At 47.2% G+C, this 26035-nt stretch carries 23 protein-coding genes and 5 tRNA genes; 17 read left to right on the plus strand and 11 right to left on the minus strand.

Annotated elements, in window-relative coordinates:
- The first annotated feature begins 16 nt into the window (after positions 1–16).
- The 3 genes from F0U83_RS14460 (at position 17) to F0U83_RS14470 (ending at position 2231) form a co-directional block, all read left to right on the plus strand.
- Positions 17–526: a SixA phosphatase family protein gene (locus F0U83_RS14460; RefSeq protein WP_138987942.1), complete on the plus strand. Its 510-nt coding sequence runs from the start codon at positions 17–19 to the stop codon at positions 524–526.
- Between the two features lie 81 nt (positions 527–607).
- Positions 608–1564, plus strand: coding sequence for an AEC family transporter (locus F0U83_RS14465; protein ID WP_138987943.1), 957 nt, complete (start codon positions 608–610; stop codon positions 1562–1564).
- A gap of 55 nt (positions 1565–1619) precedes the next feature.
- On the plus strand, positions 1620–2231 hold the full coding sequence (locus tag F0U83_RS14470) for an ankyrin repeat domain-containing protein (protein WP_138987944.1): 612 nt from the start codon (positions 1620–1622) through the stop codon (positions 2229–2231).
- A gap of 15 nt (positions 2232–2246) precedes the next feature.
- On the opposite strand, the gene F0U83_RS14475 is transcribed toward F0U83_RS14470, so the two are convergent.
- The gene (locus tag F0U83_RS14475) at positions 2247–3059 is read right to left on the minus strand and encodes a helix-turn-helix domain-containing protein (protein WP_138987945.1); all 813 of its coding nucleotides are present in this window, start codon (positions 3057–3059) and stop codon (positions 2247–2249) included.
- Between the two features lie 143 nt (positions 3060–3202).
- Here F0U83_RS14475 and F0U83_RS14480 point away from each other — a divergent pair, with 143 nt between their 5' ends.
- Together F0U83_RS14480 and F0U83_RS14485 are read left to right on the plus strand one after the other, a co-directional pair.
- Complete coding sequence (locus tag F0U83_RS14480) at positions 3203–4606, plus strand: aspartate ammonia-lyase (protein ID WP_138987946.1); 1404 nt, start codon at positions 3203–3205, stop codon at positions 4604–4606.
- Entirely contained in the window at positions 4603–5613 is a 1011-nt protein-coding gene (locus F0U83_RS14485; protein ID WP_138987947.1) for a type I asparaginase, read from the plus strand. The genes F0U83_RS14480 and F0U83_RS14485 overlap by 4 nt, the downstream gene beginning before the upstream one ends.
- Before the next feature lie 12 nt (positions 5614–5625).
- Here F0U83_RS14485 and F0U83_RS14490 read toward each other — a convergent pair whose 3' ends face one another.
- Genes F0U83_RS14490 through hemA form a run of 5 tightly spaced genes read right to left on the minus strand, consistent with a single transcriptional unit; the run spans position 5626 to position 10018 of the window.
- Positions 5626–6039 (minus strand): CoA-binding protein, encoded by a 414-nt coding sequence (locus F0U83_RS14490; protein WP_138987948.1) that lies wholly within the window; start codon positions 6037–6039, stop codon positions 5626–5628.
- A 12-nt stretch (positions 6040–6051) separates the two neighbouring features.
- Positions 6052–6801 carry a HesA/MoeB/ThiF family protein gene (locus tag F0U83_RS14495; RefSeq protein WP_138987949.1) on the minus strand — a complete coding sequence of 250 codons (750 nt, stop codon included), beginning with the start codon at positions 6799–6801 and terminating at the stop codon, positions 6052–6054.
- A 3-nt stretch (positions 6802–6804) separates the two neighbouring features.
- Entirely contained in the window at positions 6805–7638 is an 834-nt protein-coding gene (gene prmC / locus F0U83_RS14500; protein ID WP_138987950.1) for a peptide chain release factor N(5)-glutamine methyltransferase, read from the minus strand.
- Between the two features lie 28 nt (positions 7639–7666).
- Complete coding sequence (gene prfA / locus F0U83_RS14505) at positions 7667–8749, minus strand: peptide chain release factor 1 (protein WP_138987951.1); 1083 nt, start codon at positions 8747–8749, stop codon at positions 7667–7669.
- 3 nt (positions 8750–8752) lie between these two features.
- A complete protein-coding gene (hemA, locus tag F0U83_RS14510; RefSeq protein ID WP_138987952.1) occupies positions 8753–10018 on the minus strand; it encodes a glutamyl-tRNA reductase in 1266 nt (421 codons plus the stop codon).
- A 202-nt stretch (positions 10019–10220) separates the two neighbouring features.
- On the opposite strand from hemA, the gene F0U83_RS14515 reads away from it, so the two are divergent.
- The 12 genes from F0U83_RS14515 to F0U83_RS14570 all read left to right on the plus strand — a co-directional run bounded on the left by F0U83_RS14515 (position 10221) and on the right by F0U83_RS14570 (position 18868).
- On the plus strand, positions 10221–11930 hold the full coding sequence (locus tag F0U83_RS14515; RefSeq protein WP_138987953.1) for a tetratricopeptide repeat protein: 1710 nt from the start codon (positions 10221–10223) through the stop codon (positions 11928–11930).
- Positions 11927–12535 (plus strand): lipoprotein insertase outer membrane protein LolB, encoded by a 609-nt coding sequence (lolB, locus tag F0U83_RS14520; RefSeq protein ID WP_138987954.1) that lies wholly within the window; start codon positions 11927–11929, stop codon positions 12533–12535. Before F0U83_RS14515 ends, lolB begins: the two co-directional genes overlap by 4 nt.
- A 94-nt stretch (positions 12536–12629) precedes the next feature.
- Positions 12630–12704: transfer RNA gene (locus tag F0U83_RS14525), tRNA-Gln, on the plus strand.
- Between the two features lie 68 nt (positions 12705–12772).
- On the plus strand, positions 12773–13714 hold the full coding sequence (locus F0U83_RS14530; RefSeq protein ID WP_138987955.1) for a ribose-phosphate pyrophosphokinase: 942 nt from the start codon (positions 12773–12775) through the stop codon (positions 13712–13714).
- 116 nt (positions 13715–13830) lie between these two features.
- Complete coding sequence (locus tag F0U83_RS14535; protein ID WP_138987956.1) at positions 13831–14430, plus strand: 50S ribosomal protein L25/general stress protein Ctc; 600 nt, start codon at positions 13831–13833, stop codon at positions 14428–14430.
- A 24-nt stretch (positions 14431–14454) separates the two neighbouring features.
- Positions 14455–15042, plus strand: a complete 588-nt coding sequence (pth, locus tag F0U83_RS14540; RefSeq protein WP_138987957.1) for an aminoacyl-tRNA hydrolase — start codon at positions 14455–14457, stop codon at positions 15040–15042.
- Positions 15043–15061: 19 nt separating this feature from the next.
- The gene (ychF, locus tag F0U83_RS14545) at positions 15062–16153 is read left to right on the plus strand and encodes a redox-regulated ATPase YchF (RefSeq protein ID WP_138987958.1); all 1092 of its coding nucleotides are present in this window, start codon (positions 15062–15064) and stop codon (positions 16151–16153) included.
- A 131-nt stretch (positions 16154–16284) separates the two neighbouring features.
- Positions 16285–16361: transfer RNA gene (locus F0U83_RS14550), tRNA-Met, on the plus strand.
- Positions 16362–16375: 14 nt separating this feature from the next.
- Positions 16376–16450: transfer RNA gene (locus F0U83_RS14555), tRNA-Gln, on the plus strand.
- Between the two features lie 18 nt (positions 16451–16468).
- Positions 16469–16545: transfer RNA gene (locus F0U83_RS14560), tRNA-Met, on the plus strand.
- A gap of 19 nt (positions 16546–16564) precedes the next feature.
- Positions 16565–16639: transfer RNA gene (locus F0U83_RS14565), tRNA-Gln, on the plus strand.
- Positions 16640–16738: 99 nt separating this feature from the next.
- Complete coding sequence (locus F0U83_RS14570; protein ID WP_138987959.1) at positions 16739–18868, plus strand: EAL domain-containing response regulator; 2130 nt, start codon at positions 16739–16741, stop codon at positions 18866–18868.
- 45 nt (positions 18869–18913) lie between these two features.
- Here F0U83_RS14570 and serB read toward each other — a convergent pair whose 3' ends face one another.
- The 5 genes from serB to yajC all read right to left on the minus strand — a co-directional run bounded on the left by serB (position 18914) and on the right by yajC (position 26021).
- Positions 18914–20128, minus strand: coding sequence for a phosphoserine phosphatase SerB (gene serB, locus F0U83_RS14575; protein WP_138987998.1), 1215 nt, complete (start codon positions 20126–20128; stop codon positions 18914–18916).
- A gap of 94 nt (positions 20129–20222) precedes the next feature.
- Positions 20223–22739 carry a ribonuclease R gene (gene rnr, locus F0U83_RS14580; protein WP_138987960.1) on the minus strand — a complete coding sequence of 839 codons (2517 nt, stop codon included), beginning with the start codon at positions 22737–22739 and terminating at the stop codon, positions 20223–20225.
- An 89-nt stretch (positions 22740–22828) separates the two neighbouring features.
- Positions 22829–23755 carry a protein translocase subunit SecF gene (secF, locus tag F0U83_RS14585; RefSeq protein WP_138987961.1) on the minus strand — a complete coding sequence of 309 codons (927 nt, stop codon included), beginning with the start codon at positions 23753–23755 and terminating at the stop codon, positions 22829–22831.
- 11 nt (positions 23756–23766) lie between these two features.
- On the minus strand, positions 23767–25620 hold the full coding sequence (gene secD, locus F0U83_RS14590; protein ID WP_138987962.1) for a protein translocase subunit SecD: 1854 nt from the start codon (positions 25618–25620) through the stop codon (positions 23767–23769).
- A gap of 65 nt (positions 25621–25685) precedes the next feature.
- Positions 25686–26021 (minus strand): preprotein translocase subunit YajC, encoded by a 336-nt coding sequence (gene yajC, locus F0U83_RS14595; RefSeq protein WP_138987963.1) that lies wholly within the window; start codon positions 26019–26021, stop codon positions 25686–25688.
- Positions 26022–26035: the final 14 nt, after the last annotated feature.

A 26035-nucleotide genomic window follows, 5' to 3' on the forward strand; every position in this document is an offset into this window, starting at 1 on the left:
TTAGTGGGAGTCACTCATGCGCACCTTAACATTGATTCGGCATGCAAAATCCAGCTGGAAGGATCCAGAGCTCGATGACTTTCTACGCCCACTGAACAAACGAGGCAAGCGAGATTTACCACTTATGGTAGAGCGTTTAGTTACAGCAGGGCTTCAGCCCGACCTTTGTCTGACTAGTGCAGCAAACCGCGCTCTTACCACCGCACAATATACCTGTGCTCATTTAGAAAACCAGCCTCCCTTAGCAGAGATTCCAGAGCTTTATGAGTCCTGTAAAGAAACATTATTAAACGTGCTGCAACAACAATCAGACCAATACCATTATATTATGATGTTTGGCCACAACCCTGGCTTACAGCAGCTAGGGGAATACATCACAGGAGAGCGCTTTGAAAAATTTCCTACCTGCGCTGTGATGCATATCCACCTCAGCATCACCTGCTGGTCGGAACTAGCAGCCGGTTGCGGCACTTTAAATTGGCTGGATTACCCCAAACTGCATCTTCCCTATCTGGGTGCACCGTAACCGATACAACAACACTCTGTTGCGTGACACATCGGAAAAGCAGGATTACTATGCTGCTCTTTACCCTTAGGGGATGCCTCATTGGATCTGTATTTAGACACGCTCGCCTTCACCGCTAATATCGTTGCCCCGATATTTTTTATTGTATTTATGGGCCACTTGCTAAGGCGTGCCCGTCTGATCGACGAGGCTTTCATTAGTACCGCCTCCAGACTTGTTTTTATGGTGACGTTACCCGTGCTAGTGTTTATGAGCATTGCACGCATGGATTTTCAGGCGGTCTTTAACCCCTCACAACTCATCTATGTAACCGGTGCTACGCTGATTACTTTTGTGCTGATCTGGTTTGTTGCAACCCGCTGGATAACAGCACCTGAAGATCAAGGTGTGTTTATTCAAGGAGCATTTCGCAGCAATTACGGCATTATTGGCTTAGCCGTCAGCTTTAATTTATATGGGCAAACGGGGCTTGCTCAGGCTTCTTTGCTGCTTGCACTAATCATCCCCCTATACAATGTATTAGCCATTTTTGCGCTAACACTTCCTATGAAGCGTCAGAATGCCCTATCCGTTGCTGGTATGTTCACAGAGATCTTGAAAAACCCTTTGATCATTGCCGTGTTGCTGGCGCTACCTTTCTCCTATTTTGGATTGACACTACCCGAAGTCATTGACAAGACCGGCCGCTACTTTGCGAATTTAACGTTGCCTTTAGCACTGCTGACTATTGGTGCAACCCTAAATCTCAACAGCCTGAAACACACATCCGGACAAGCGTTTTGGGCTACCGCGATAAAGCTGATTTTATTACCTCTTGTGCTGACATGGGGAGCGTGGCTGTCAGGCTTTTCATCACAGGAGATCGCATTAATGTTTATTCTTTTTGGTTGCCCTACCGCTGCGGCAAGCTTTGTGATGGCGAAAGCGATGGGCGGCAATGCGCAGCTAGCGGCCAATATTATCCTAACAACCACTTTGGGTTCTGTTTTGACCCTAAGCGGCGGTCTCTATATTCTCAGGATTATTAACTTGATCTAGCGAGTCACTGACACCACTGCCACTGTAAATTTATGTTTCATAGGTAACGCCAACCATGCTTCACTTTTTCTCTAAAAGAAAGCTCACTCAATTCAACCAAGCCATCACCAGCGGCCATGAAGACCAGCTTGTGCGGCTTCTGAAGGCCCTCCCCCCTGAAACCCTTAATCAGCCGCTTATCAATAACTTGCTACCGACCGAAATCGCCATTCAAGCTGAACAAGCCAAATCGCTTACGTTGCTGCTCAATGCTGGCGCTCTGTCGAATCCAACCCTTGGAACAGGTACCTCATTACTACACCTGGCATTAAAGCAATCCAACAGTCTGGCTTTGATAACCCCCTTACTTGAACAAGGCGCGGAGGTTAGAGGTTATTCAGGAGAGCTTATCAATATGTGTTTCACTCATGTAGCCCCTTCGCAATGGATGCTACATCTTAATCGCTTCAGTCAGTATGGGCTCGATATCAATCAGCCGGATCAGGCCGGCAACACCGCGTTGGATCATGCGCTACGTCATCAAGATAAAGAGCTTCTGAGCTTTTTAATCAATTCAGGCGTAAACACGCCTGAGGAATGGCCAGACTCTCTGAGTGAAGAGCTAAAAGCTTACCTGACCCGCAGCGTAGCGGATCTTCAAATACGACAGATGTTTTTGGGGGCATAAATAAATTACTAAGGTTCACGTTCTCGCTTTAAAATGCCAATCCTCTGGCTGCATATCGTTTCGTACAGCTTGCTTAATGGCTTCATCTAGCGACTCATCATCCAGGTCATACAAGCCACACATTCTCAGAGCTTTTCGTACATTCACCTTCCCTCCCAGATACTCCATAACAACCCGGGCACAACTAGGGGTACGTAAGCCACTGGCTGGCACACCTATTCTTAACCCATGTAATCGACTGATTCGATTTTTATAGCTGGGGGTGAGAATCGTTTCTGTCACCTCATTAGTCGCTAACGCTTCGTAGTCGGTTAGAAAGATGCGATCCGTCAAAAATAGTGCAACACCCAAATACTTACTGTTAAACGCTGGCTCCTCCCCCGTCTCCTTTAAGCGCTCTGTGCGCTGGTAGTAGATACCATCTCCCTGATGCTCAATGCAAATCAGGTTACGAAGAATTTTCCCCGGTACCGCCATCGACATATAGTATTCAAAGTAATAGCCCAAATACCTCTCCAACTGGTGGGAGCTTGCTTGATTAAGTATTTGCATATGCTTGCTCTCCACCTGAGCCGGCATATCTAGAGCTACAGGAGATGGTTTAACTTGAATTAACCGGGAAAACTGAGATGCCGGCAGCATCAATTCGTACTCTTCCACACCAAAAAAATCACATAACTTACGCATGATTGCAGGTGAGGGCTTATAGCGGCCGTTTAAGTAGCGATTAAACTGTGAACGATTCACACCCAAGCGGCGGCACATCTCAGCAATCGACGGGTAATAGCTACATAGCAACTTCAGATTACTAGAAAGATCTTGATACATACTGACCCTACTTTTAAAAGTGATGCATTATGATGCACTTTATACACCATAATGCATCAAAAACTACATCAGTGCCAAATCGAATATACGACTTTTGTATGTTTCAATAATGACTAACCCTATACCTTAGAAGAGTATTAGCCATGACTGCCCGTATTGAACACGATCTGCTCGGCGATGAAACACTACCGGAATCTGCTTGGTACGGCATACAAACCCTTAGGGCCTTGAGAAACTTCAATATTACCGGCGTTCCCATTCACCATTTTTCAGATCTTATAAATACACTGACCATGGTGAAGGAAGCAGCAGCGGAGGCAAATTACGAGCTTGGTTTACTTGATTGCAAAAAAATCAAAGCTATCCGACAAGCTTGCCAGCGTATTCGAGATGGTGAGCTACATGACCAGTTTGTCGTTGATTTAATTCAAGGCGGCGCTGGCACCTCAACTAATATGAATGCCAATGAGGTCATTGCTAATCTGGCACTAATCACCATGGGACATCAAAAAGGTGAATATCAGTACTTGCACCCAAACAATGATATTAATAAATCACAATCAACCAATGATGCCTACCCAACGGCAGCGCGTTTAGCCATCGTGTTAAGCACACAAGCGCTGGTTCATTCGCTTAACTCAATCCAGAAAAGTTTGGATCAAAAAGCTGATGAATTTGCAGATATCTTAAAAATGGGGCGCACACAACTACAAGATGCCGTGCCTATGACCTTAGGGCAGGAATTTAAAGCCTTCTCCGTTACCCTAGGCGAAGATATCGAGCGAATCAAAGAAGCCTGTACACTACTTTGCGAAGTCAACCTAGGTGGCACCGCCATCGGTACCGGGCTTAATACACAACGCTCTTACGCTGCTATCGCCATTGAACACCTCTCCAGGCTTTCTGGTCTACCAGTAAAATCAGCTACTCACCTGATTGAAGCTACCTCAGATATGGGAGCTTTTGTGACCATATCTTCTATACAAAAGCGCTTGGCTATTAAGCTTTCAAAAATATGCAATGATCTACGCTTGCTCAGTAGTGGGCCGCGGGCTGGGCTTAACGAGATTAATTTGCCAGCCATGCAACCAGGCTCTTCCATCATGCCGGGTAAGATTAATCCAGTCATTCCTGAGGCCGTTAACCAAACCGCCTTTCAGGTCATAGGCCATGATCTAACTGTTACCATGGCCGCAGAAGCAGGCCAATTGCAGTTAAACGCAATGGAGCCTGTCATTGTTTATAACATTCTTAATTCAATGAAAATGCTAAGCTCCGCTATTTACATGCTGGATCATCGTTGTATTCGTGGTATCACCGCCAATAAAGCCCACTGCCACAATCAAGTGAAAGATAGCATCGGAATGATTACCGCACTTGTACCCTATATTGGGTATGACAACGCCTCACGCATTGCCAAGCATGCCTTAGTCAGTCGCTCAACCGTTGGCGAGATCATCCTGAAAGAAAAGCTTCTGGATGAAGCGACACTGAATCACCTGATGTCCCCTGCTAATATGACAGGACCAATGGAAGCTGCACTATGACCAAGCCCAATATTTTGATCGTTTACACCGGTGGTACCATTGGCATGTGGCCTTCAGTCCAAGGATACGAGCCCAAGGGCGGTTTTAGGCAGCTGATGAGACAACGTCTCAACGAGGTATCCATCTCGGCATTGATGCCCTTTGATGTGTTAGAGCTGGATACTCTGATCGACAGCTCAAATATCCAGCTTGAAGACTGGGCAAAACTGGCTTCCATTATCCAAGAGAATTATGAAAAGTATGATGGCTTCGTGATTCTGCACGGCACCGATACTATGGCCTATTCCGCTTCTGCACTCTCTTTTATGTTACAAGGCTTAGACAAAGCGGTAGTTTTTACAGGCTCGCAGATTCCGCTAGCACAACCGAGAACTGACGCGACTAACAACCTTCTCAATGCAATCGAATTCGCCCGCCTGCCGGACAATCGAGAAGTTTCCATCTGCTTTGATAGCCTGCTACTGCGAGGTAACCGCGCTAAAAAAGTCCACAGTTCGTCTCTCAGGGCCTTCGAGTCCCCTAATTTTCAGCCGCTGGGGATTGCTGGGATCAAGGTGAATTTGCATCAAACTCTCCCCCCTATTCGGCAATCAAACTTTCGCATACCGGCTTTTTCACAGCAGGTAGCACAACTACACCTTTATCCGGGGATTACTGATACTCAACTGGATGCGATATTAACTGATCACCAGGTAAAAGGCGTCGTAATGTTAAGCTATGGGGCTGGCAACCCTCCTGATAACAATCAGCACCTTATGAAGCGATTACAGGAAGCGCGTCAACGAGGCGTTACTATTGTTAACTTAACGCTATGCGCATCGGGTAGTGTGATTCAGGGAGCCTACGCTACCGGAGCCAAACTAAACCAACTGGGAGTCGTTCCAGGAGGAGACATGACCGTAGAAGCAGCTTTTACCAAGCTGCACTTTCTACTCGCCACCGAAGCCGACGCCACCCAAGTTAGACAAAAAATGGCAGAAAACCTGTGCGGCGAACTAAGTTGTTAGAATCCGATAACATTAAGACGATTTTAGCTTAGGTAGTTCTATTTTAGGGCAGCGATCCATTACTACCTTTAAGCCTGCAGCCTGAGCTTTATGTGCCGCATCATGATTAATCACGCCTAGCTGCATCCAGATAGATTTCGCACCTACGGTAATGGCTTCATCCACCACCTCAGCAGCCGCTTCTGAATTACGGAAAATATCGACCATATCGATTGGTTGCTCAATCTCGCTCAAGGAGCCTAAAACCGTTTTTCCATGTATTTGTTGCCCAACTTTTAATGGATTTACCGGTATCACGTCATAGCCATGATCGAGTAAAAAACCCATCACTCGATAACTGGCACGTTCAGGCTTAGGGCTTGCACCAACTAAGGCAATCACTTTGCTATGCGTTAACAGGTCACGAATCAAGTCTAATTCAGTCATTGCCTACTCCCTCTATTTTTTAGAACATACTGGGCACTTAGGATCAGGCTTCAAACGCAATGAACGCCAGTCCATATGCTTTGCATCCAACAACAATAAACGCCCCGTCAGCGTTGTACCAATATCCGCCAATATTTTTAAGGCTTCTAACGCTTGCATTGAACCTATAATACCCACCAAAGGCGATAATACACCCGATTCAGAACAAGTTAAGTGCTCATCTTCTCCCTCTTTATAGAGGCATTGATAACATGGACTACCCTCTAGCCCCGGCTGAAACACCGCGATCTGCCCTTCCATACGAATAGCCGCACCTGACACCAAGGGCTTTTGATGAACAACACACGCACGGTTGACTGCAAAGCGCGTGGTGAAGTTATCGGTACAATCGAGCACCACATCCACCTCGCCTACTAACGTGGTTAGCGCTGCTTCATCAAGACGTTCTGTACGCTGGATAACCTTAGTATCAGGGTTAATCTGCTGAATGGCATCGGCAGCGGAAGCAACCTTCATCAACCCAATACGGTCGGTTGTATGGGCGATCTGGCGCTGTAGGTTAGTTAACTCCACCTGATCATCATCCACCAGTATCAGGGTGCCTACACCGGCGGCTGCTAAATACAGTGCTGCGGGGCTGCCTAACCCACCCACACCCAAAATCAAAACTGTGGATTGTAGCCAGTGAGTCTGACCTTCAATATCCACATCTTGCAGCATAATTTGGCGGCTATATCGCAGTAACTGCTCATCACTCAACATTATCTAAGCCCCTTGTTTGCACCCTAAGGTAATACGGTCATTCCCGCCGTAGTCCTGATGCGTCTCAATCTGATGATACCCTAGCATAGCTAACAACTGCCTAACCGCCTCTCCTTGATTGTATCCATGCTCAAACATCAAACAGCCTTCTGGTTTTAAAAAATCCAAGGCCTGTATTGCAATCAGTTTAATATCCGCTAGGCCATGCTCATCAGCCACGAGCGCACTCAACGGTTCATAGCGAACATCTCCCTGCTGAAGATGACAATCTTGCGGGTCAATATAGGGAGGGTTACTTACAATAAGATCAAACTGGCCATCAAGAGGCGAAAGCCAATCACCTTCGACAAAAGAGACATTGCGCAGCTGGTAGCGGGCTTGGTTTCGCTTAGCTAAAGCCACCGCGGCTGGAATACGGTCACACCCCCAAATATCCCAACTAGGTCTTTCACTGGCTAACGCTAGCGCAATGGCTCCTGTACCTGTGCCTAGATCAGCCACTCTTCGAGGGCTTTGGTCAAAACGCTCCAGTGCAACTTCTACTAATACTTCAGTATCTGGTCGAGGAATCAACGTATCAGGGGTAACCTCCAGATCCAGTGTCCAAAACCCTCGATAACCTAGAATATAGGCGACAGGCTCGCCTTTTGTTCGCCGTGACAAACATGCCTGAAAGCGCTCCAACTGATCAGAAGAGAGTGCTTTCTCTGGCCACGCCATCAGATAGCTGGGAGGTTTTTCCAAGATATGACAAAGGATCAGTTCCAGATCCTTTTTGGGAGAGTCGCTGACCTCCAACAGTGTCGTTGATAAAGCCAGCGCATCTGAGATTTGCAAAGCTACCCTCTCCGGTCAATAGCCGCGGTTAATCCGCCAAAGCGCCAAGCTGCTCTGCCTGATACTCATGCATTAGCGGGTTGATCACTTCTTCAAGCTTACCTTCCATGATTTCATCTAGCTTGTAGAGTGTCAGATTAATTCGGTGATCAGTTACGCGACCTTGGGGATAATTGTAGGTACGAATTCGCTCTGATCGATCACCACTACCGACCAAACTTTTACGAGTACTTGCTTGCTCAGCTGCATGTTTTTCCATCTCGGCCGATTGTAAGCGCGAAGCCAGTAAAGCCATCGCTTTCGCACGGTTTTTATGCTGTGAACGCTCTTCCTGGCACTCCACAACCACGCCTGTTGGTATATGTGTGATACGAATCGCCGAGTCGGTTTTGTTAATATGCTGACCACCCGCGCCTGATGCCCGAAAGGTATCGACTCGTAAATCCGCTTTATTAATTTCGATCTGTTCGACATCATCTAACTCAGGCATTACCGCTACCGTACAAGCGGATGTGTGAATGCGCCCTTGCGACTCAGTCGCCGGTACACGCTGCACTCGATGCGCCCCAGATTCGAATTTTAATCGTGAGTAAACGTCTTGCCCTACGACACGCGTAATCACCTCTTTAAAGCCACCATGCTCGCCTTCGTTGGCACTAATGATCTCGATACGCCAGCCTTGTTGCTCGGCATAGCGTGAGTACATACGATAAAGATCACCTGAGAAAATGGCAGCTTCGTCACCGCCGGTTCCAGCACGTATCTCAAGAAACACGTTGCTTTTATCATTTGGATCTTTAGGCAACAGGTGTATCTGTAGCGCGTCATTTAACGCTTCTATCTGCGCTTGAGCCTCGGCCAGTTCCTCCTTTGCCATCTCACGCATATCAGGATCACTGTCCTGCATCATTAACTGCGCTTCTTCAACATTGGACTCCGCTTGTTGATATGCTGCAAAGCACTGAACGACCGGCTCCAACTCTGCGTATTCTTTCGAATACTCCCGGAAGGTATTTTGGTTAGAGATAACATCTGCATCACTCAACAGCGCAGATAACTCTTCAAAGCGGTCCGCCAGCTTGTCTAGCTTGGTGCGAATAGACTCTTTCATGTATCAGTTTTCGTCCGAATCTGACAGTTGGAACAGTGTGCGGCTCGCGTCAATAATATCGTCACGCCCTTCAGCACTGGCCTTTCTTAGTTGAATTGTAGGGTGGTGGAGCATTTTATTGGTCAAGCGCCTTGCCATTTCTGCCATCACCACGTCGGGATCTTTACCATTACTCAATTGCTTCAAAGCGAACTCAGTTTCCTGATCTCTCAAGCGCTCATAATTGCGCCTAAGCTGTGTCACTGTATCAACCACATCCAACGATCGGAGCTGCTTCATAAAATCTAACGCGCCCGACTCGATGATAGCTTCCGCCTCTCTGGCGGCACTTTCACGACTACGTTGATTTTCCTCGATCACTTCCCTGAGGTCATCAACCGTATATAGATACACATCATCCAACTCGGCTACTTGTGGCTCTATATCTCGGGGGACGGCAATATCCACCATAAAGATCGGTCGATGGCGGCGCTTTTTCAGCGCATTCTCAACCGCCCCTTTTCCCAAAATAGGTAGTTGGCTGGCGGTCGACGCAATCACTATATCGGCATCAGGCAGTACATCCGGAATATCTCCTAACATAACCGCTTTGCCATCAAATGCCTCAGCCACTTGTAAAGCACGATTTAAGGTACGATTGGCTACGGTAATACGACTGACACCCGCATTCACAAGATGTCGTGCCACAAGTTCGATAGTCTCTCCGGCCCCAATGAGTAGCGCAGAACTAGTCTTCAAGTCAGAGAATATATGCTGTGCCAGATTTACCGCCGCGTAGGCAACAGAGACGGGGTTCTCCCCGATGGCCGTATCGGTACGTACTTTTTTAGCAACAGAAAAAGTTTGCTGAAACAAACGCCCCAGCTCTGCACCCACTAACCCTTGCTCTTGAGATACCGCATAAGCAGACTTCAGCTGCCCGAGGATTTGAGGCTCACCTAACACCAGAGAATCCAGCCCACTCGCAACACGCATCATATGTCTCGCAGCTGCCTCATCCCAGTGCAGATAGGAGCACGCCTCTAACTCCTGCAAGTCTAAATCATGATAGTGACCTAGCCACTCCAATACCGCTCGTGTACCTGGTAACTCCGTCGAGCAGTAAAGTTCCGTCCTGTTACAGGTGGACAAAATAGCAATCTCTTTCAGCTGCGCAAAGCCATGTGCCTGTTTCAGCGCATCTGCCAGTTTATCGGGGCTAAAGGCGACCCTCTCCCTGATAGAGACTGAAGCAGTTTTGTGATTGATGCCCAAAGCAAGAAGAGACATGGATCGTTTTACTACACTCGACAAATAACAAGCGCGTAATAATACACCGGTTTCACTAAAAACTTAAAACAACTGTCAACATAAGCATACAATGGAACCTATTCAGCCAAGGTTAGACTAAGAAAACATAGCTTATAGCAATGACAAGGGACGTCTGATTGTCCTATAGTGCCCTTTATCAACCTCGGATCGATAATACACCGTGCTTAATAAACTAACCTGCTTTATTTTAATCAGCGCTGGCCTACTTACTGGATGCAGCAGCCTGCGCACCGGTAGCTCACCAACGAATACCGCTATCACCTATCCTGCTGCCACCTATACTCCCGGCGAACTTAACGGCGAGACCCTCTTTGATCTGCTAGCGGCAGAACTTGCGGGACATCAACGTCAATATGATGTATCGCTAAAGAACTACCTTAAACAAGCCGAACTCACAGGCGATCGTGGCATTATCCAACGAGCAACGCGCATCGCTCAGTTCTCCAAAGATCAAGCAGGACTTGAGCAAGCGGCAAAAATCTGGATCCAGTATTACCCAGAGGACCTAGAGCCTTATGAACTACTCTCTGGTTTGTTTATTCATCAGGGTAAATACACTCAAGCCTTACCCTATATTGAAAGAGCACTGGTATCTGATAGCAGACAAATACTGCTGCTAATTAGCTCAGCCGCTGAAAAACTAACTATTCCCGAAGCACAAGATCTAAATGATGCACTGGATAGCCAGATACAGCTCACGCCTAAACGGCCAGAATTGTGGATAACCAAAGGCGTTATCGAAAGACGTCTGTCTCATCCTGACAAAGCCTTATACAGCTTCGATCAATCACTACGGTATGCTCCTGATGCCGTTCCAGCGATGCTGCAAAAGGCAGACTTGCTTAAAGAATTAAAACGTTATCAGGAAGCGCTAACCATCCTATCCAAGCTAGCCGCACAACAACCCGACAATAAACAGATAGCCGTACTTGAAACGCAAGTACTATACAAAGCCGGAAAACACTCGGCGGCCGTCAGAAATAGCCAAGCACTGATTCAGGATTTCCCTGATGACCAGCAATTGCACCTTTATCTAGCGTTACTGGCCTTAGATTATAACCGCCTTGAAGATAGCCGCATCATTTTGGAGCCATTGGCAGATCGCGATGACGATACATCAGCTCACTTCTACCTCGGACTCATTGCCGAGCAACAAGAGAACCAAGCGTTAGCAATCGACCATTACCTTCAAGTCGAACATGGTACGAATATTCTTCAGGCGTACACCCGCGTAGCTGGGCTACTCAAGGGTGAGGAACATCGTCAACGCATTGATCAAATACTAACAACCGCCATAAACAAACATGCCGAATTAGGGCCTAGTCTCATCAACCTCTATGCCGACTGGCTGCGCAGTGCCGACCTAAAGGACGAGGCTATAGGACAACTGGACAATGGACTCACACTTTACCCTGATGACATTACGCTACTCTATGCACGCGCTATGTCACGACCTGAAGCCGAACTGCCCCAGGCAGAAAAAGAGTTTCGTTTTATTCTTAAGCAGCAACCTGATAACGCCATGGCGCTAAATGCACTGGGGTACACCCTGACGATCTACACCGATCGGATTATGGAAGCTCACGAGCTACTGACCCGCGCACTGCAACTAAAGCCAGATGAAACAGCCATTATCGACTCAATGGGCTGGAACCTCTATAAACAGAACCGCATTGACGAAGCTCTGGTTTATTTAGAACAAGCTTATTCCGCCTACCCTGACCCAGAAGTAGGCAGTCACTTAGTCGCCGTTTTAGTAAAACTAGATCAGGTGGAGCGCGCACGTAAGATCTTTCAAGAACTTTCAGAAAAATACCCGGGCAACCCCTTTTTGAAAGATATGATCCAATCGCTTAAGGATGCAAAATGAGCATTGCCAGCAAACTTCTCAGCGTTACTTTATTAGCTCTGTTATTTAGTGGTTGTAGTCTTGCACCGAAAATAACCACACCTACACCCTCTGAACCCGAAGCTTGGCAAGCTCAACGCGACAATCTGAACAGCTTTCAGCATTGGATGGCGACCGGAAAAATCGGTGTGCGTACCCCTTCCGAGTCACTATCCGCAACTTTCACTTGGAAGCAAAATATTGATCAGTTCAACGTGCACATCCAAGGTCCCTTAGGTCAGGGAAGTGCCTCCCTACAAGGCGACCAATACTATGCATCATTGGAAGTACCCGGAGAACAATCTATTTCTGCTGGCGGTCCAGATGAATTGCTAGCCTTGCGCTTTGGCTGGGACCTACCCGTTAGGGATGCACACTATTGGATAAAAGGAATCCCTTCACCGGCACATGAGTATCAGGCAACATTCGATGGCGATCGACTCTTTACACTCACCCAGCTTGGTTGGACGATCACCTACCCACGTTACGCCAATAATGGCGCAATCAACCTTCCTGAAAAACTGATTCTGACACGGGAAGGCCTAAAGATTACGTTAATCATTAATAACTGGCAAAAAACTGATTAAAAAACCACCAATATTCCAATTTTGGCTTGACCCTTAAGCCGCTTTTTAAGAGAATAGCGCCCTCTTTTTAGGGAGTGAAACCCCAGAAAATTACTGGGGTATCGCCAAGCGGTAAGGCACTGGATTCTGATTCCAGTATGCGGAGGTTCGAATCCTCCTACCCCAGCCAATTGAGAAATGATGGACTCCCAGCCAACTATGAACTCCAAAGCCGAACAGTCCGAAAAGGTGCTCAGCATGTCCAAAATGATGGTCTTCACTGGCAACGCCAACCCTGCGATGGCGATGAAAGTCGTCGAACGTCTCGATATTCCTATGGGTAAAGCACATGTTGCCCGTTTTAGCGATGGCGAGGTCAGTGTCGAAATTCAGGAAAACGTCCGCGGTAAAGACGTTTTTATTATTCAATCGACCTGCGCGCCAACTAATGACAATCTAATGGAATTGATTGTTTTAGCTGACGCTTTGAGACGCGCATCAGCCACACGAATAACAGCCGTTATTCCTTACTTCGGCTATGCTCGCCAAGACCGCCGTCCCCGTTCGGCTCGTGTTGCCATTAGCGCAAAAGTCGTCGCCGACATGATGACAGCGGTTGGTGTTGACCGCGTTTTGACCGTCGACCTCCATGCTGACCAGATCCAGGGATTCTTTTCTGTTCCTGTTGATAACGTATACGGCTCACCCGTATTACTAGACGACATTATTGACCAGCAATACGAGAACCCTATGGTGGTTTCTCCAGATGTTGGCGGTGTAGTTCGTGCACGCGCAGTTGCTAAGCAACTGGATTGCGACTTGGCGATCATTGATAAACGACGCGAACGCGCTAACGAATCTCAAGTTATGAATATCATTGGTGATGTTGAAGGCCGTACCTGCATCTTGGTTGACGATATGTGCGATACCGCAGGCACTCTATGCAAAGCAGCACAAGCACTCAAAGAGAATGGGGCCGCACGTGTTGTAGCGTATGCCACTCATGCAGTGTTATCCGGTGGAGCGCTCAATAATATCTCTAATTCAACACTCGACGAGCTAGTTGTAACAGATACCATTCCTCTGACGAAAGAAGCACAAGCTTGTAGCAAAATTCGTCAGTTGACACTCGCTCCGATGTTGGCAGAAGCGGTGCGCCGTGTCTGCAACGAAGAATCTATCAGTGCGATGTTCCGTTAAGGCACAAGCACAGAAGACGCCCATGTTGGGCACAAGCGTTCATAAAAAAGCGCTTTAAAATCGCTGCAAATCTCTGGTCGCGGGGCTTTGCAGCTTATTTATTTATAGGTAATAAAATGTCTAATTTTGTAGTTGAAGCTGTTACTCGTGAAGATCAGGGGAAAGGTGCGAGCCGCCGCCTGCGTCACGAAGGCCTTGTACCCGGCGTTGTTTACGGTGGTGACAAGCGCAAAAACCCACAGGCCATCTCTATGGTCAACAAAGATCTAGTGAAATTGCTAGATGACCAATCTTTCTTCTCTTCTATCCTGACACTGAAATTAGGTGACAAAGAAGAACAGGTAATCATCAAGGACCTACAGCGTCACCCATCTAAGCCGATGATTCTGCACGCTGACTTCCAACGCATCACTAAAACTAACAAAATCAAAATCATGGTTCCAATTCAGTTTGTGAACTTTGATAAATCAGCTGCTTCTAAAGCTGCTGCTAAATTCGCTGTTGAAGCAAACGTTGCTGAAATCCTTTGCTTGCCAGAGAACCTGCCAGAAGCATTGGTTGTTGACTTAAGCAATGCTGAAGCGGGCAAAATGCTTCACCTTTCTGACATCAACTTGCCAGCAGGTGTTGAAATCGCAGCTCTACGTCGCGGTGAAGATCACGACCAGGGTATCGGTTACGTATACTCTCCACGTGGTGCTCGCGCCGCTAAATAAGCGTTTTAGGACGTTAGCTCCGGCATGAATGACAAAATACAGCTGATTGTAGGCCTGGGAAATCCGGGAGCTCAATATGCAAATACCCGTCACAATGCCGGGGCAGAATTTGTCGAGCAGCTCGCTGCTCGGCAAATTATCTCGCTTCAGGCTGATAAAAAGTTTCACGGCCTCTACGGAAAAACCGTCATTAACGGGCAAACCGTTCATTTACTTATCCCTACCACCTTCATGAACCTGAGCGGACAAGCTGTATCAGCGCTTGCCAATTTTTATAAAATACCAACAGAAAATATTCTGGTGGCTCATGACGAACTGGATCTTCCCCCCGGCACAGCTCGATTTAAGCTTGGCGGCGGTCACGGCGGCCACAACGGTCTTAGGGATATCATCAGTAAACTAGGGAACAACAAAGGCTTCTATCGACTTAGGTTAGGTATTGGGCACCCAGGGCATGCAAGCGCTGTCGCAGGCTTTGTTTTAACTAAAGCCCCCATAAGTGAACGAGACAAAACACAAACCGCAATTGACGAAGCACTCTTTCAGTTACCAGACGCCATTCAAGGCGACTGGCACAAAGCCATGAATAAGCTTCACAGCATCAAAGGCTAACTAAAAAGGTAGATAAACTATGGGTTTTAAATGTGGCATTGTTGGCCTGCCAAATGTAGGCAAATCAACGCTTTTCAACGCACTGACCAAAGCAGGCATTGATGCTGAGAACTTCCCATTCTGCACCATCGAACCAAATTCAGGCATGGTTCCTATGCCCGACCCTCGCTTGGATAAATTAGCAGAGCTGGTAAATCCTGAGCGCGTTCTCCCAACAACGATGGAGTTTGTGGATATAGCCGGCCTTGTAGCCGGTGCTTCAAAAGGGGAAGGCCTTGGCAATAAATTTCTTGCCAATATCCGTGAAACCGATGCGATTGCCCATGTTGTTCGATGTTTTGAAAACGATAATGTTATTCACGTAGCTAATTGTATCGACCCACTAGCTGATATCGAAACAATTAATTTTGAGTTAGCCCTAGCTGACCTAGATTCAATAGAAAAACAGCTACAACGCGTTCAGAAACTCGCAAAAGGCGGCGATAAAGACGCGGTGAGAGCTAAAGCGTTACTTGAGCGTTTACAACCTCATTTGGCCGAAGGCCTAGCCGCTCGCGCTTTGAGCTTTGATGCTGACGAGCTGAAAATCGTTAAAACCTTCCACTTGCTAACCATCAAACCAACGATGTACATCGCCAATGTTGATGAAGATGGCTTTGAAGACAATCCACACCTTGAAGCAGTCCGCCAGTTTGCAGCATCAGAAGGTGCTCAAGTAGTCGCTATCTGCAACAAACTGGAATCAGAAATTGCCGAGCTGGACGACGAGGAAAAAGAGGAGTTCCTAGCCGACTTAGGTATGGAAGAGGCGGGCCTAGATCGTGTTATCCGTGCAGGCTACGAGCTACTTGGGCTGCAAACCTACTTCACTGCCGGTGTTAAAGAAGTACGAGCATGGACTATTCCTGTCGGTGCAACCGCCCCAAAAGCCGCAGGCGTTATTCATACAGACTTTGAAAAGGGCTTTATTCGCGCAGAAGTTATCAGTTATGACGACTTTATCGCTTACAAAGGCGAGCAAGGTGCTAAAGATGCAGGAAAGTGGCGTCTGGAAGGCAAAGAATACGTTGTAAAAGATGGGGATGTTGTCCACTTTAGATTTAACGTGTAACAGTCAACTCGATAAAAAATCGGCCTCAGGTCGATTTTTTTATAAAATTTAAAATATTCTTATATTTTTCCTCATCTTAGTATTGACAGAATTTCTAAAACAGAGAATAATGCGCGCCTCGAATGCGATGTGGCAATGTAGCTCAGCTGGTTAGAGCAACGCATTCATAATGCGTGGGTCGCAGGTTCGAGTCCCGCCATTGCCACCATTCAAAAAAGAGATAGGGGTATAGCCAAGCGGTAAGGCAACGGGTTTTGATCCCGTCATGCGCAGGTTCGAATCCTGCTACCCCTGCCATCTCTTTCTGCCATCTCAGGCAATGTAGCTCAGTTGGTTAGAGCAACGCATTCATAATGCGTGGGTCGCAGGTTCAAATCCCGCCATTGCCACCATTGCTACTATTTTTCCTGTAGGGGTATCGCCAAGCGGTAAGGCACTGGATTCTGATTCCAGTATGCGGAGGTTCGAATCCTCCTACCCCTGCCACACTTCTTTATTTTCTTTCCCCTGACATATAGCAATAAAAAAGCTAAACTTGCTGATGACCTAATGTCACTTGTCACTGGATGATTGGAAACTCTTTGGATGAAAGAAGCCGTCACAACATCGGATGCTCTTCTGCAACGCTTGTCAGACCAGCGCCGCCAGAAACTGCGTAAAAATGTTCAGCTTTTGTTTCTTGGACTCAGCCCTGCTGAGACAGACCCCATTATCTCTTTGCTGCGCGGCGCACGCCTCGCTCCAAGAGGCAGACAGATCAGCAATGAAAGCGAGCTTCTAGAAGCGCTTTCAGAGCGTTCCTGGGATCTTATTATTTGTACCTCAGAGAGAGATGATTTGGCCGTCAAGCAGGCCCTACACCACTTAAAGCGCCTCGACAAAGATATTCCCGTTATTCAACTGGTTCCTCATGCCGACAGCCGCTACCTGCTACAAGGCTTAAAAGCCAATATGCAAGCTGTTGTGCCGCTAGAAGAGAAAGAGCTCTTACTTATCTCTATTCGAAGGGAGCTTGAGCATCTCGAAAACCGAAGACGCATGCGACAGGCTGAAGCCCTACTAAAAGAGTCCGAAAAGCGCTGCAAAGTCCTGATGGAACGGTCGACTATGGCAATCGCCTACTTTAATGCAGAGCGCCTGTTATTAGCAAACAGTGCCTTTGCCAAGCTATTTGGCTACGAAAGCCCAGAAAAGCTTGAAGGCAAATTAATCGAGCAGTTCGTCGTTTCAGAAGACAGAGAGGAACTACATCAACAAGTTAAAATTTTTGCTGAAGAGAACCTCAAAGAACTACTTTTCCAACTAACAGGCTGTCGGGCCGACGACTCTAATTTCAATGCTTATATAGAGTTACAAGAATCGCGTTTGGATAATGAACCTTGCGTGCAGGTAACCGTACGACCAGAGAACATCCAAAAGACACAGAAATCATTTAGTGAGCATGACCCCATTACCGGCCTGTATAACAGCCAATTTTTAAACCGCCGCTTAGATGAAACCATCACAACCGCGCTCACAGGTGGGCATGATTGCCATCTCTTTTACATTGAACTGAATAACCACCAAGCACTGAAATCACAGTTTGGGGCAGACTTATGTGACCATGCTGCACGAGATCTCGCCGACATACTAAAACAGCAACTCAATCCTGTGCATATAAAAGGACGCATTGGCGAATCAAGCTATGCGGTTATATTCCAAGACCCGAACCCAGACAAAGCGGTACAGGTAGCAGAGGGATTGTGCAAGAGCATTACAGAGCACACTTGCTCAATGGCGGGCACACAAATCAAACTCATCTGCTCTATCGGGATAACCACCATTACGGATACCTCTCCCGACGCAGAAGAGCTGACAGCAAGAGCAAAAACTGCCGCCGATCATGTAGCCTCAGGTAAACACAAAAGCAGTGGAGCCCTGCTATATGTTCCTGACCGAGGTCATGATGAGCAAGATAACACCAAAGCTATTGAAGCTCTGAAAAAAGCTGTGGATAACGAGCAGTTTAAGCTACTCTATCAACCCATTGTGCCACTCTCCTACAATAGCAAAATGAGCCACTACGAGGCTCTATTGCGCCTACTCGATCAGAAAAAAAACGAACTGGCACCGTCACTGTTCCTAAATACCATAGCTCTTGCAGACCTGAGCACTCGTATGGATCGCTGGGTTATCAAACAAAGTGTTCTTCAACTGAGATCCGAACTAGATAAGGGGCATAAACATCGCCTATTCATTAGTGTCACTGCTCAAACATGGCGCGATCCTGATATGCTGGTATGGCTCGCCGATCTATTGAGAGAGCAGCGTATGCCTGCGGATCATTTAGTATTTCAGATCAGCGAGCACGAGTGCTCCAGCAATCTAAGTGCCGCACAAAGCTTTGCTGACGGCCTAAAGAAATTGCACTGCCTGATTTGTATAAAACATCATGGCTGCTCCAGCAATGCGAAGCAGGTCTTACGTCAGCTTCCTGCCGATTACGTCAAGCTAGATGGTTCATTTATCAACGAATTGATCGATGCAGACCCTCTCGATGAGAGCTTCAATGAGATGATTGAGGGCTTAAAAACCGCAGGGAAAATCACGATTGCTCCACAAGTAGAAAACCCAAAAGTGATGAGTCGCCTATGGAAGTCGGGCGTTGGTTTGATACAAGGCTACTATCTACAGCCTCCGGTCGACAAAATGGATTATGACTTTTTCGATAACTAAAAAAAAGCCAGCGCGCTCTATGCTGGCTTTTCCATCTTTCTAAGCTTAACGAATAGCGTCACGATCTCGAAAGCCGATTAAGTAAAGGATACCGTCAAGCCCTAGAGTGGATATGGCTTGCTTCGCACTTTGTCTGACTAGCGGTTTTGCTCTAAAGGCGATACCCAACCCAGCGATAGACAGCATCGGTAGGTCATTAGCGCCATCTCCCACTGCAATCGTTTGCTCTAAGCAAACACCTTCACGCGCAGCAATTTCCCTCAAAAGTTCAGCCTTTCGAGCGCCATTCACAATCTCACCGACAACTTCCCCCGTCACGACACCATCTTTAATATCTAAACGATTGGCATAGACATAATCAAAGCCAAGGCGCCTTTGTAGGTCTTCAGCAAAATAGGTGAAACCACCTGAAAGAATAGCTGTTTTAAAGCCTAAAGCTTTAAGATTGGATACCAACTCTTCTGCGCCCTCTGTTAAAGGTAAGCGCTGGGAAATGGACTCAAGTACACCGGCATCCAACCCCTTTAAAAGCGCAACTCGGCGTCGAAAACTTTCGTTAAAATCAATCTCACCACGCATAGCTGCTTCGGTAATTGCGATCACTTGATCTCCAACACCGGCCTCTTTCGCTAGCTCATCAATGACCTCCGCTTCAATCAGCGTGGAATCCATATCGAAGACAACCAAACGACGATTACGGCGGAACACATTATCTTCCTGAAATGCGATGTCTACATCCAATTCGCTGGCCGCCCGCAAGAACTCTTCTCGCAAGAGGGAGGTGTCATCAGAAGCCCCACGCACAGAAAACTCTACACACGCTTTTGTATTCTCCTGTTCATGTGAGAGCGATAGGCGTCCAGATAAGCGGGTAATCTTATCGATGTTTAGATCATGTCGTGCTGCAATATCGGTAACTGTCGCGATGTGTGCAGCCGTCACTTTGCGTGCCAACAACGTAATAATGTGCCGAGACTTTCCTTGGCCTGTCACCCAGTTTTCATATTCATCTTCCCCAACCGGCTGAAAACGCACTTTCATATCCATCTCATGCGCTTTAAACAGCAGATCACGAAGAATCGGTGACGACTCAGACACTTTAGGCACTTCGATAAGAATCCCCAGCGAAAGAGTATTGTGAATCACCGCCTGACCGATATCCAAAATATTCACCTGAAAGCCGGCGAGGATAGACGTAATACTTGATGTAACTCCCGGTTTGTCTTCACCGGAAATCGTCAACAGGATGATCTCTTTCATCATTTTCCAATCTTGGCTGCACACGACAGCATACAATTAAATTTGCGGCCGATTATAACAAATTGTCGATATGTAAACCTAAACAACCAGCTCGTTATTTTTTAACGGTTCGAGCTTTAGTTTTCTTTGCTACACGCTTTTTAGCTTTATTGCTTTTCCCCACTCCCCCTTTTGAGAGCTTGGCCAATTCTCGCTCAGCCGCTGACAGGTGTGTTTTCTTGTGGGTCGATCCTTTATGTCCAGTAGAAGCCGCTTTACCTCTTCGCCCTGCACCCACTGCTTTCTTCTTATCGCCCGAAGGTGCCAGCTTACCTTCAGCTAATAGTTGGCGTTTACTCACCCGCGCCGTTGCGGGGGCTTTTGCCCGTTGCAATACCTCAACCAACTCAAAGTCGATCTTGCGGTCATCCAGATCAACTCTAGCCACCTGCACTTTTAAGCGATCGCCCAACTTAAAGACTTTACGCGTTCGTTCACCCACCAAGCGTTGCTTACCAGCGTCGAAATGATAATAGTCACTCGGTAAGCCAGTAATGTGCACGAGACCTTCTACATATACTGACTCCAGCTCGATAAAGAGACCAAATCCTGTTACGGCAGAAACAACCCCTTCATACTCTTTACCCACTTCGCTCTGCATAAACTCGCATTTAAGCCACGCCAAGACATCACGCGTAGCATCATCAGCGCGACGCTCCGTCATCGAGCAATGCTCACCTAGCTGTAAAACCTGTTCCGTTGTATAGCGGTAGCTAAAGTCCGAATTTTGAACAAAATCATCAGGCTGACGGGTTGTGCGACGCTGCTTTCCATCATGAATAAGCGAGCGGATAGCTCTATGTACAAGCAAGTCAGGATAACGACGTATCGGCGACGTAAAATGGGTATAGGCATCGTAGGCCAGTCCGAAATGACCATGGTTTTCTGGACTATAAACAGCCTGAGCCATGGAGCGCAGCATCATAGTCTGAATAACATGCCTGTCAGGACGTTCCTCAATCACCTCAGCCAGTTGTTGATAGTCAGCGGGTTCGGGCTCTTCACCACCTGGCAAGTTTAATCCCAACTCACCCAAATAAGCCCTGAGGCTTTCTAGACGGGCAACTTTCGGCCCATCGTGCACACGGTAAAGCGTAGGAATTTCGGCGGTACTTAAGAATCTTGCGGTCGCCACGTTAGCACACAACATACACTCTTCAATCAATTTGTGGGCATCATTACGTACAACGGGGACGATCTGCTCGATCTTGCGTTGATCGCTAAAAATGATTCTGCTTTCGGTGGTTTCAAAGTCGATTGCGCCGCGTTTCTCCCGCGCTTCTCTCAAAGCAAAGTAGAGGCTGTAAAGAGACTCTAAATGGGGCACTTGCTTCGCGTACTCTTTGCGCCATGCTTGACCCTCTTCAGAATCAGGCTCCATCAGCATAGCGCCCACCTTGGTATACGTTAACCGCGCCTGAGAGCAGATCACCGCTTCATAGAACTGAAATCCCGATAAATTACCTGCCTCACTGATTGTCATTTCGCAAACCATTGCAAGCCGGTCTACTTTTGGATTGAGGGAACACAAACCATTAGATAACAGCTCTGGCAACATCGGAACGACGAACTCCGGGAAATACACCGAATTACCGCGCTTATGGGCTTCCTGATCCAATGGCGTATTGGGCCTTACGTACCAAGAGACGTCGGCTATCGCCACCCACAAGCGCCACCCCCCGCCACGCTTAGCTTCAGCATACACAGCATCATCGAAATCTTTTGCATCCTCGCCATCGATAGTGACGAAGGGTAGAGAGCGTAAATCGATACGATTTTGTTTTGCCGACTCTTCGACCTCCGGCGTCAAATCGCCTATCTGTTGATGCACCTCATCGGGCCACTCATCAGGAATACCGTAATTATGTATCGCAACCTGAATCTCCATCCCAGGCGCCATATGATCGCCAAGCACCTCGATAACTCGCCCTTGGGGCATATTTCGCTTACCCGGCTGTTGTGTGATTTCTACCACCACCAACTGATCATCTTCATAAACCAAACCGCTTTCCGGATCAGCGATGACCATCACCTGCTGCGTAATACGTTGATTCTCTGGGCGAATATGACCAAAACCCTTAGACCCTTTAAAGCGCCCTACCAACTTACGGGTACAATGCTCCAGCACTTCGATAATTTTGCCTTCACGGCGTCCCTTATGATCTACGCCAATCTCTTGCACCAAAACACGATCACCATCAAACACTTGTCGCATTTGACGGGGAGAGATAAAGAGGTCCTCTCCACTGCCGTCCGGCTTTGCAAAACCAAACCCATCCCGATGGCCGATCACTCTAGCCGATATCAGATCCATTTTCTGGATCAGTCCAAATTCATTCTTGCGATTACTCATTAGCTGCCCATCACGGCACATCGCTTTTAGGCGTCGCGAGATCGCTTCGATCGACTCTTCATCATAGATTTCCAGTTCATAACAAAGGCGGCTATGACTAATGGGTGCTCCCCAGCGGTGCATAAAATCCAAAATAAATTCTCGACTAGGAACCGGCTTTTGGTATTTTTCTGCTTCACGCTGGGCTTCCGGATCCTTTTCGGTCCACTCTTCGCTCATAATATTTTTCCAACTGATATAAGTTCACACCTACAGTATGGGTATAAACAAACAGGCCGGCAAGATGCCGGCCTGTGTTCAAATTAACGTTAAGGAAGTTCGTCAACACCTTCCTCATCCTCTTTAGGAGGAGGTATCAAATCTTCTTTACAAATACCCATCATAATCAATGCATTTGCGGATACATAGATTGATGAATAAGTACCAATGGTCACACCCACCAACAAAGCTATAGCAAAACCGTGGATCATCTCTCCGCCAAAGAGCGCTAGTGCAGCAAGCACTAACAATGTTGTGAATGAAGTCATTAAGGTACGACTTAGTGTCTGGCTCAATGAAGTATCCATGATTTCAATCGCAGAGCCTTTACGCATCTTACGGAAGTTTTCACGAATACGGTCTGCAACTACGATCGTATCATTAAGTGAATAACCAATGACCGCTAGCACAGCAGCCAACACGGTTAAATCAAATTCGATCTGGAATAGAGAGAAGAAGCCAACAACGATGATCACGTCATGCGCCAGCGCCGCGACCGCACCAACAGAAAATTTGAACTGGAAGCGGAAAGCCACATAGACCATGATCATAAAGAGCGCGAGCAACAGACCTAAGCCGCCTTGCTCACGTAACTCTTCACCTACCTGAGCACCCACAAACTCATTACGACGTAACTCAATCGATTGCGCTTCATCCACTTGCAGTGCAGCTAAGACTTTATCTCCCAACTGAGGGTCATGATCAGCCCCCAAGCGGATAAGAATATCGGTCGGTGCTCCAAAAGTTTGTACGACAGCATCGTTAAACCCAGCAGCTTGTAGTTGGGTACGAATCTTACCCAAATCCGCATCTTGCTCATAACCAACTTCTACCAAGCTACCACCGGTGAAATCCAGACCTAGCTTAATACCCTGCACAGCCATGGAGCCGATAGAGATAATCAGTAAGATAGCCGAAAACCAAGTCGCTAGCTTTCTGAAGCCCATGAAGTTGTATGTTTTGCTTTGTTCAGACATCTTCATATACCTCAAATCGACAGAGTTTTAAGCTGACGACCACCATAGGTCAAATTGACCAGCGCTCGTGTAACCAAAATGGCAGTAAACATAGACGTCAAGATACCTACAGACAAGGTAATCGCAAAGCCCTTAACTGGCCCCGTACCCATTGCAAAGAGGATGACGGCAGCTAATAAGGTGGTGATATTGGCATCTAAAATGGTGGTAAATGCGCGTTCAAAGCCCGAGTTGATCGCCGATTGCGGTGGCAAACCATTCTTCAGCTCCTCTTTGATACGAGCAAAAATCAAGACATTGGCATCAACTGCCATACCAACCGTCAGAACAATACCAGCGATACCGGGCAATGTTAGCGTCGCTGACAACAACGACATAACCGCCACCAGCAAGACCAAATTGACACACAAAGCAATATTCGCCAACAAACCAAACACGCGATAAACCACAGCCATAAACATCAGTACTAAAGCAAAACCTATCTGAACTGAGGTAACGCCCAATTCGATGTTTTCAGCACCAAGGCTTGGCCCAACCGTACGCTCTTCAACAAAGTAGATTGGCGCAGCCAATGCCCCCGCACGCAATAACAAAGCTAGCTCTGATGATTCACCCGCACCATCTAAGCCGGTGATACGGAACTGGGAGCCCAGTACTGACTGAATCGTTGCCAAAGAGATAATCTTCTTCTCCACGTAAGGCACACGTTTTTCGACCTGTACACCATCCACTGTCTCGAATAATGTGCGCGACTTGTGCTCAACAAAAAGAACGGCCATACGACGCTTCACGGCATTACTCGTCGTACGGCTCATCAACTGACCACCTTTACTATCTAAGGTAATATTTACCTGAGGCTGGCCATTCTCATCAAACGAGGCTTGTGCATTTGCGACACTGGCTCCGGTAATGATGATGTCTTTTTCTATAGTCGCACTTCTACCCGGCTCACTGCGGAACTCATAGGTCTCTGTAAGTGCCCGATTAGCATCCGTCTTCGCTTCAAGACGGAACTCCAAATTGGCCGTTTTACCGATAATACGCTTAGCTGCAACAGCATCTTGTACACCCGGTAACTGAACCACAATGCGGTTACGTCCCTGACGCTGAACCAAAGGCTCTGCCACACCCAGCTCATTCACACGATTACGCAAGGTCGTCAAGTTTTGCTTGATTGCATAATCCTCGATAGACCGTATTGTCTGCTCGGTTAGCGTGATCGTTAGATAGTTACCCGAATCATCGTCGATACTATCAATCAAAAATTCAACGTAATCTTTACGCAGCAACACCGCTGCTTTATCCCGGGATTCACTATCAGCAAATTTCACGGCCAGACTGCCATCATCACGATGGTCCACTGAGCGATAACGTAATTTTTCCTGACGGAACTTGGTTTTAATTTCAGAGACATAGACATCTAAGCGCTGAGATACCGCCTGAATCATATCCACCTCCATAAGGAAGTGAACACCACCACGCAAATCCAATCCTAATTTCATTGGGCCTGCACCGACGGATGTCAGCCAATCCGGTGTGGTTGGCGCAAGATTGAGAGCAACCACATAGTTATCACCCAATACCGAGCTAATAACTTTCTTCGCTTTAAGCTGTGCTTCGCCATCAGAAACCCGGATCAGGCCATTATTGTTATCCAGCTCTGTAGATTTATAAGCGATCCCTTCCCGATCAAGCGCCGCTGTAACGCTATCAAGCAGAGGTTGATCCACCTGATAGATATCACGCGTACCAGAAATCTGGACAGCATGATCTTCGGGGTAGAGGTTAGGAGCTGCATAAAGTGCGCCTATCAGCAGCACAAAAATAATCAGTAGATTTTTCCACAGAGGGTAACGGTTGAGCATGGTGCCCGGTCCTTTAAACAAACGAAAACGCCACTGGTGAGTGGCGTTTTAAACAAACATTCAGATTAAATGCTTTTCAGAGTACCTTTAGGAAGCACAGCAGAGACATGCGCTTTCTGGAAAGTCAGCTCTGTGCCTTCACTCACTTCAAGTACTACATAATCATCATTCAACTTAACGACTTTACCTAAGATACCACCTGCAGTTAATACCTCGTCTCCTTTCGACAGGCTTGCAAGCAACTCCTTATGCTCTTTGGCGCGTTTTGCTTGAGGGCGCCACATAAAGAAATAGAAGATCAGGCCAAAGCCCACCAAAAAGACAACGTTCAACACTCCTGGGTTCATCTCTCCTGCAGCGCCTGCTGCCTCAGCGTAAGCTGGTGAAATAAAGAAGCTCATTGCTACTCCTAACT

It is taken from the genome of Neptunomonas concharum (genome assembly GCF_008630635.1).
In the GTDB taxonomy this organism is placed as follows: Bacteria; Pseudomonadota; Gammaproteobacteria; order Pseudomonadales; family Balneatricaceae; genus Neptunomonas; species Neptunomonas concharum.

Excerpts from the sequence above, each read along its gene's own strand:
- F0U83_RS14460 (WP_138987942.1), top strand. The coding sequence starts at position 17 with ATGCGCACCTTAACATTGATTCGGCATGCAAAATCCAGCTGGAAGGAT.
- F0U83_RS14470 (WP_138987944.1), top strand. The coding sequence starts at position 1,620 with ATGCTTCACTTTTTCTCTAAAAGAAAGCTCACTCAATTCAACCAAGCC.
- F0U83_RS14475 (WP_138987945.1), bottom strand. The coding sequence starts at position 3,059 with ATGTATCAAGATCTTTCTAGTAATCTGAAGTTGCTATGTAGCTATTAC.
- F0U83_RS14480 (WP_138987946.1), top strand. The coding sequence starts at position 3,203 with ATGACTGCCCGTATTGAACACGATCTGCTCGGCGATGAAACACTACCG.
- F0U83_RS14485 (WP_138987947.1), top strand. The coding sequence starts at position 4,603 with ATGACCAAGCCCAATATTTTGATCGTTTACACCGGTGGTACCATTGGC.
- F0U83_RS14490 (WP_138987948.1), bottom strand. The coding sequence starts at position 6,039 with ATGACTGAATTAGACTTGATTCGTGACCTGTTAACGCATAGCAAAGTG.
- F0U83_RS14495 (WP_138987949.1), bottom strand. The coding sequence starts at position 6,801 with ATGTTGAGTGATGAGCAGTTACTGCGATATAGCCGCCAAATTATGCTG.
- prfA (WP_138987951.1), bottom strand. The coding sequence starts at position 8,749 with ATGAAAGAGTCTATTCGCACCAAGCTAGACAAGCTGGCGGACCGCTTT.
- hemA (WP_138987952.1), bottom strand. The coding sequence starts at position 10,018 with ATGTCTCTTCTTGCTTTGGGCATCAATCACAAAACTGCTTCAGTCTCT.
- lolB (WP_138987954.1), top strand. The coding sequence starts at position 11,927 with ATGAGCATTGCCAGCAAACTTCTCAGCGTTACTTTATTAGCTCTGTTA.
- F0U83_RS14530 (WP_138987955.1), top strand. The coding sequence starts at position 12,773 with ATGTCCAAAATGATGGTCTTCACTGGCAACGCCAACCCTGCGATGGCG.
- F0U83_RS14535 (WP_138987956.1), top strand. The coding sequence starts at position 13,831 with ATGTCTAATTTTGTAGTTGAAGCTGTTACTCGTGAAGATCAGGGGAAA.
- pth (WP_138987957.1), top strand. The coding sequence starts at position 14,455 with ATGAATGACAAAATACAGCTGATTGTAGGCCTGGGAAATCCGGGAGCT.
- ychF (WP_138987958.1), top strand. The coding sequence starts at position 15,062 with ATGGGTTTTAAATGTGGCATTGTTGGCCTGCCAAATGTAGGCAAATCA.
- F0U83_RS14570 (WP_138987959.1), top strand. The coding sequence starts at position 16,739 with ATGAAAGAAGCCGTCACAACATCGGATGCTCTTCTGCAACGCTTGTCA.
- serB (WP_138987998.1), bottom strand. The coding sequence starts at position 20,128 with ATGAAAGAGATCATCCTGTTGACGATTTCCGGTGAAGACAAACCGGGA.
- rnr (WP_138987960.1), bottom strand. The coding sequence starts at position 22,739 with ATGAGCGAAGAGTGGACCGAAAAGGATCCGGAAGCCCAGCGTGAAGCA.
- secF (WP_138987961.1), bottom strand. The coding sequence starts at position 23,755 with ATGTCTGAACAAAGCAAAACATACAACTTCATGGGCTTCAGAAAGCTA.
- secD (WP_138987962.1), bottom strand. The coding sequence starts at position 25,620 with ATGCTCAACCGTTACCCTCTGTGGAAAAATCTACTGATTATTTTTGTG.
- yajC (WP_138987963.1), bottom strand. The coding sequence starts at position 26,021 with ATGAGCTTCTTTATTTCACCAGCTTACGCTGAGGCAGCAGGCGCTGCA.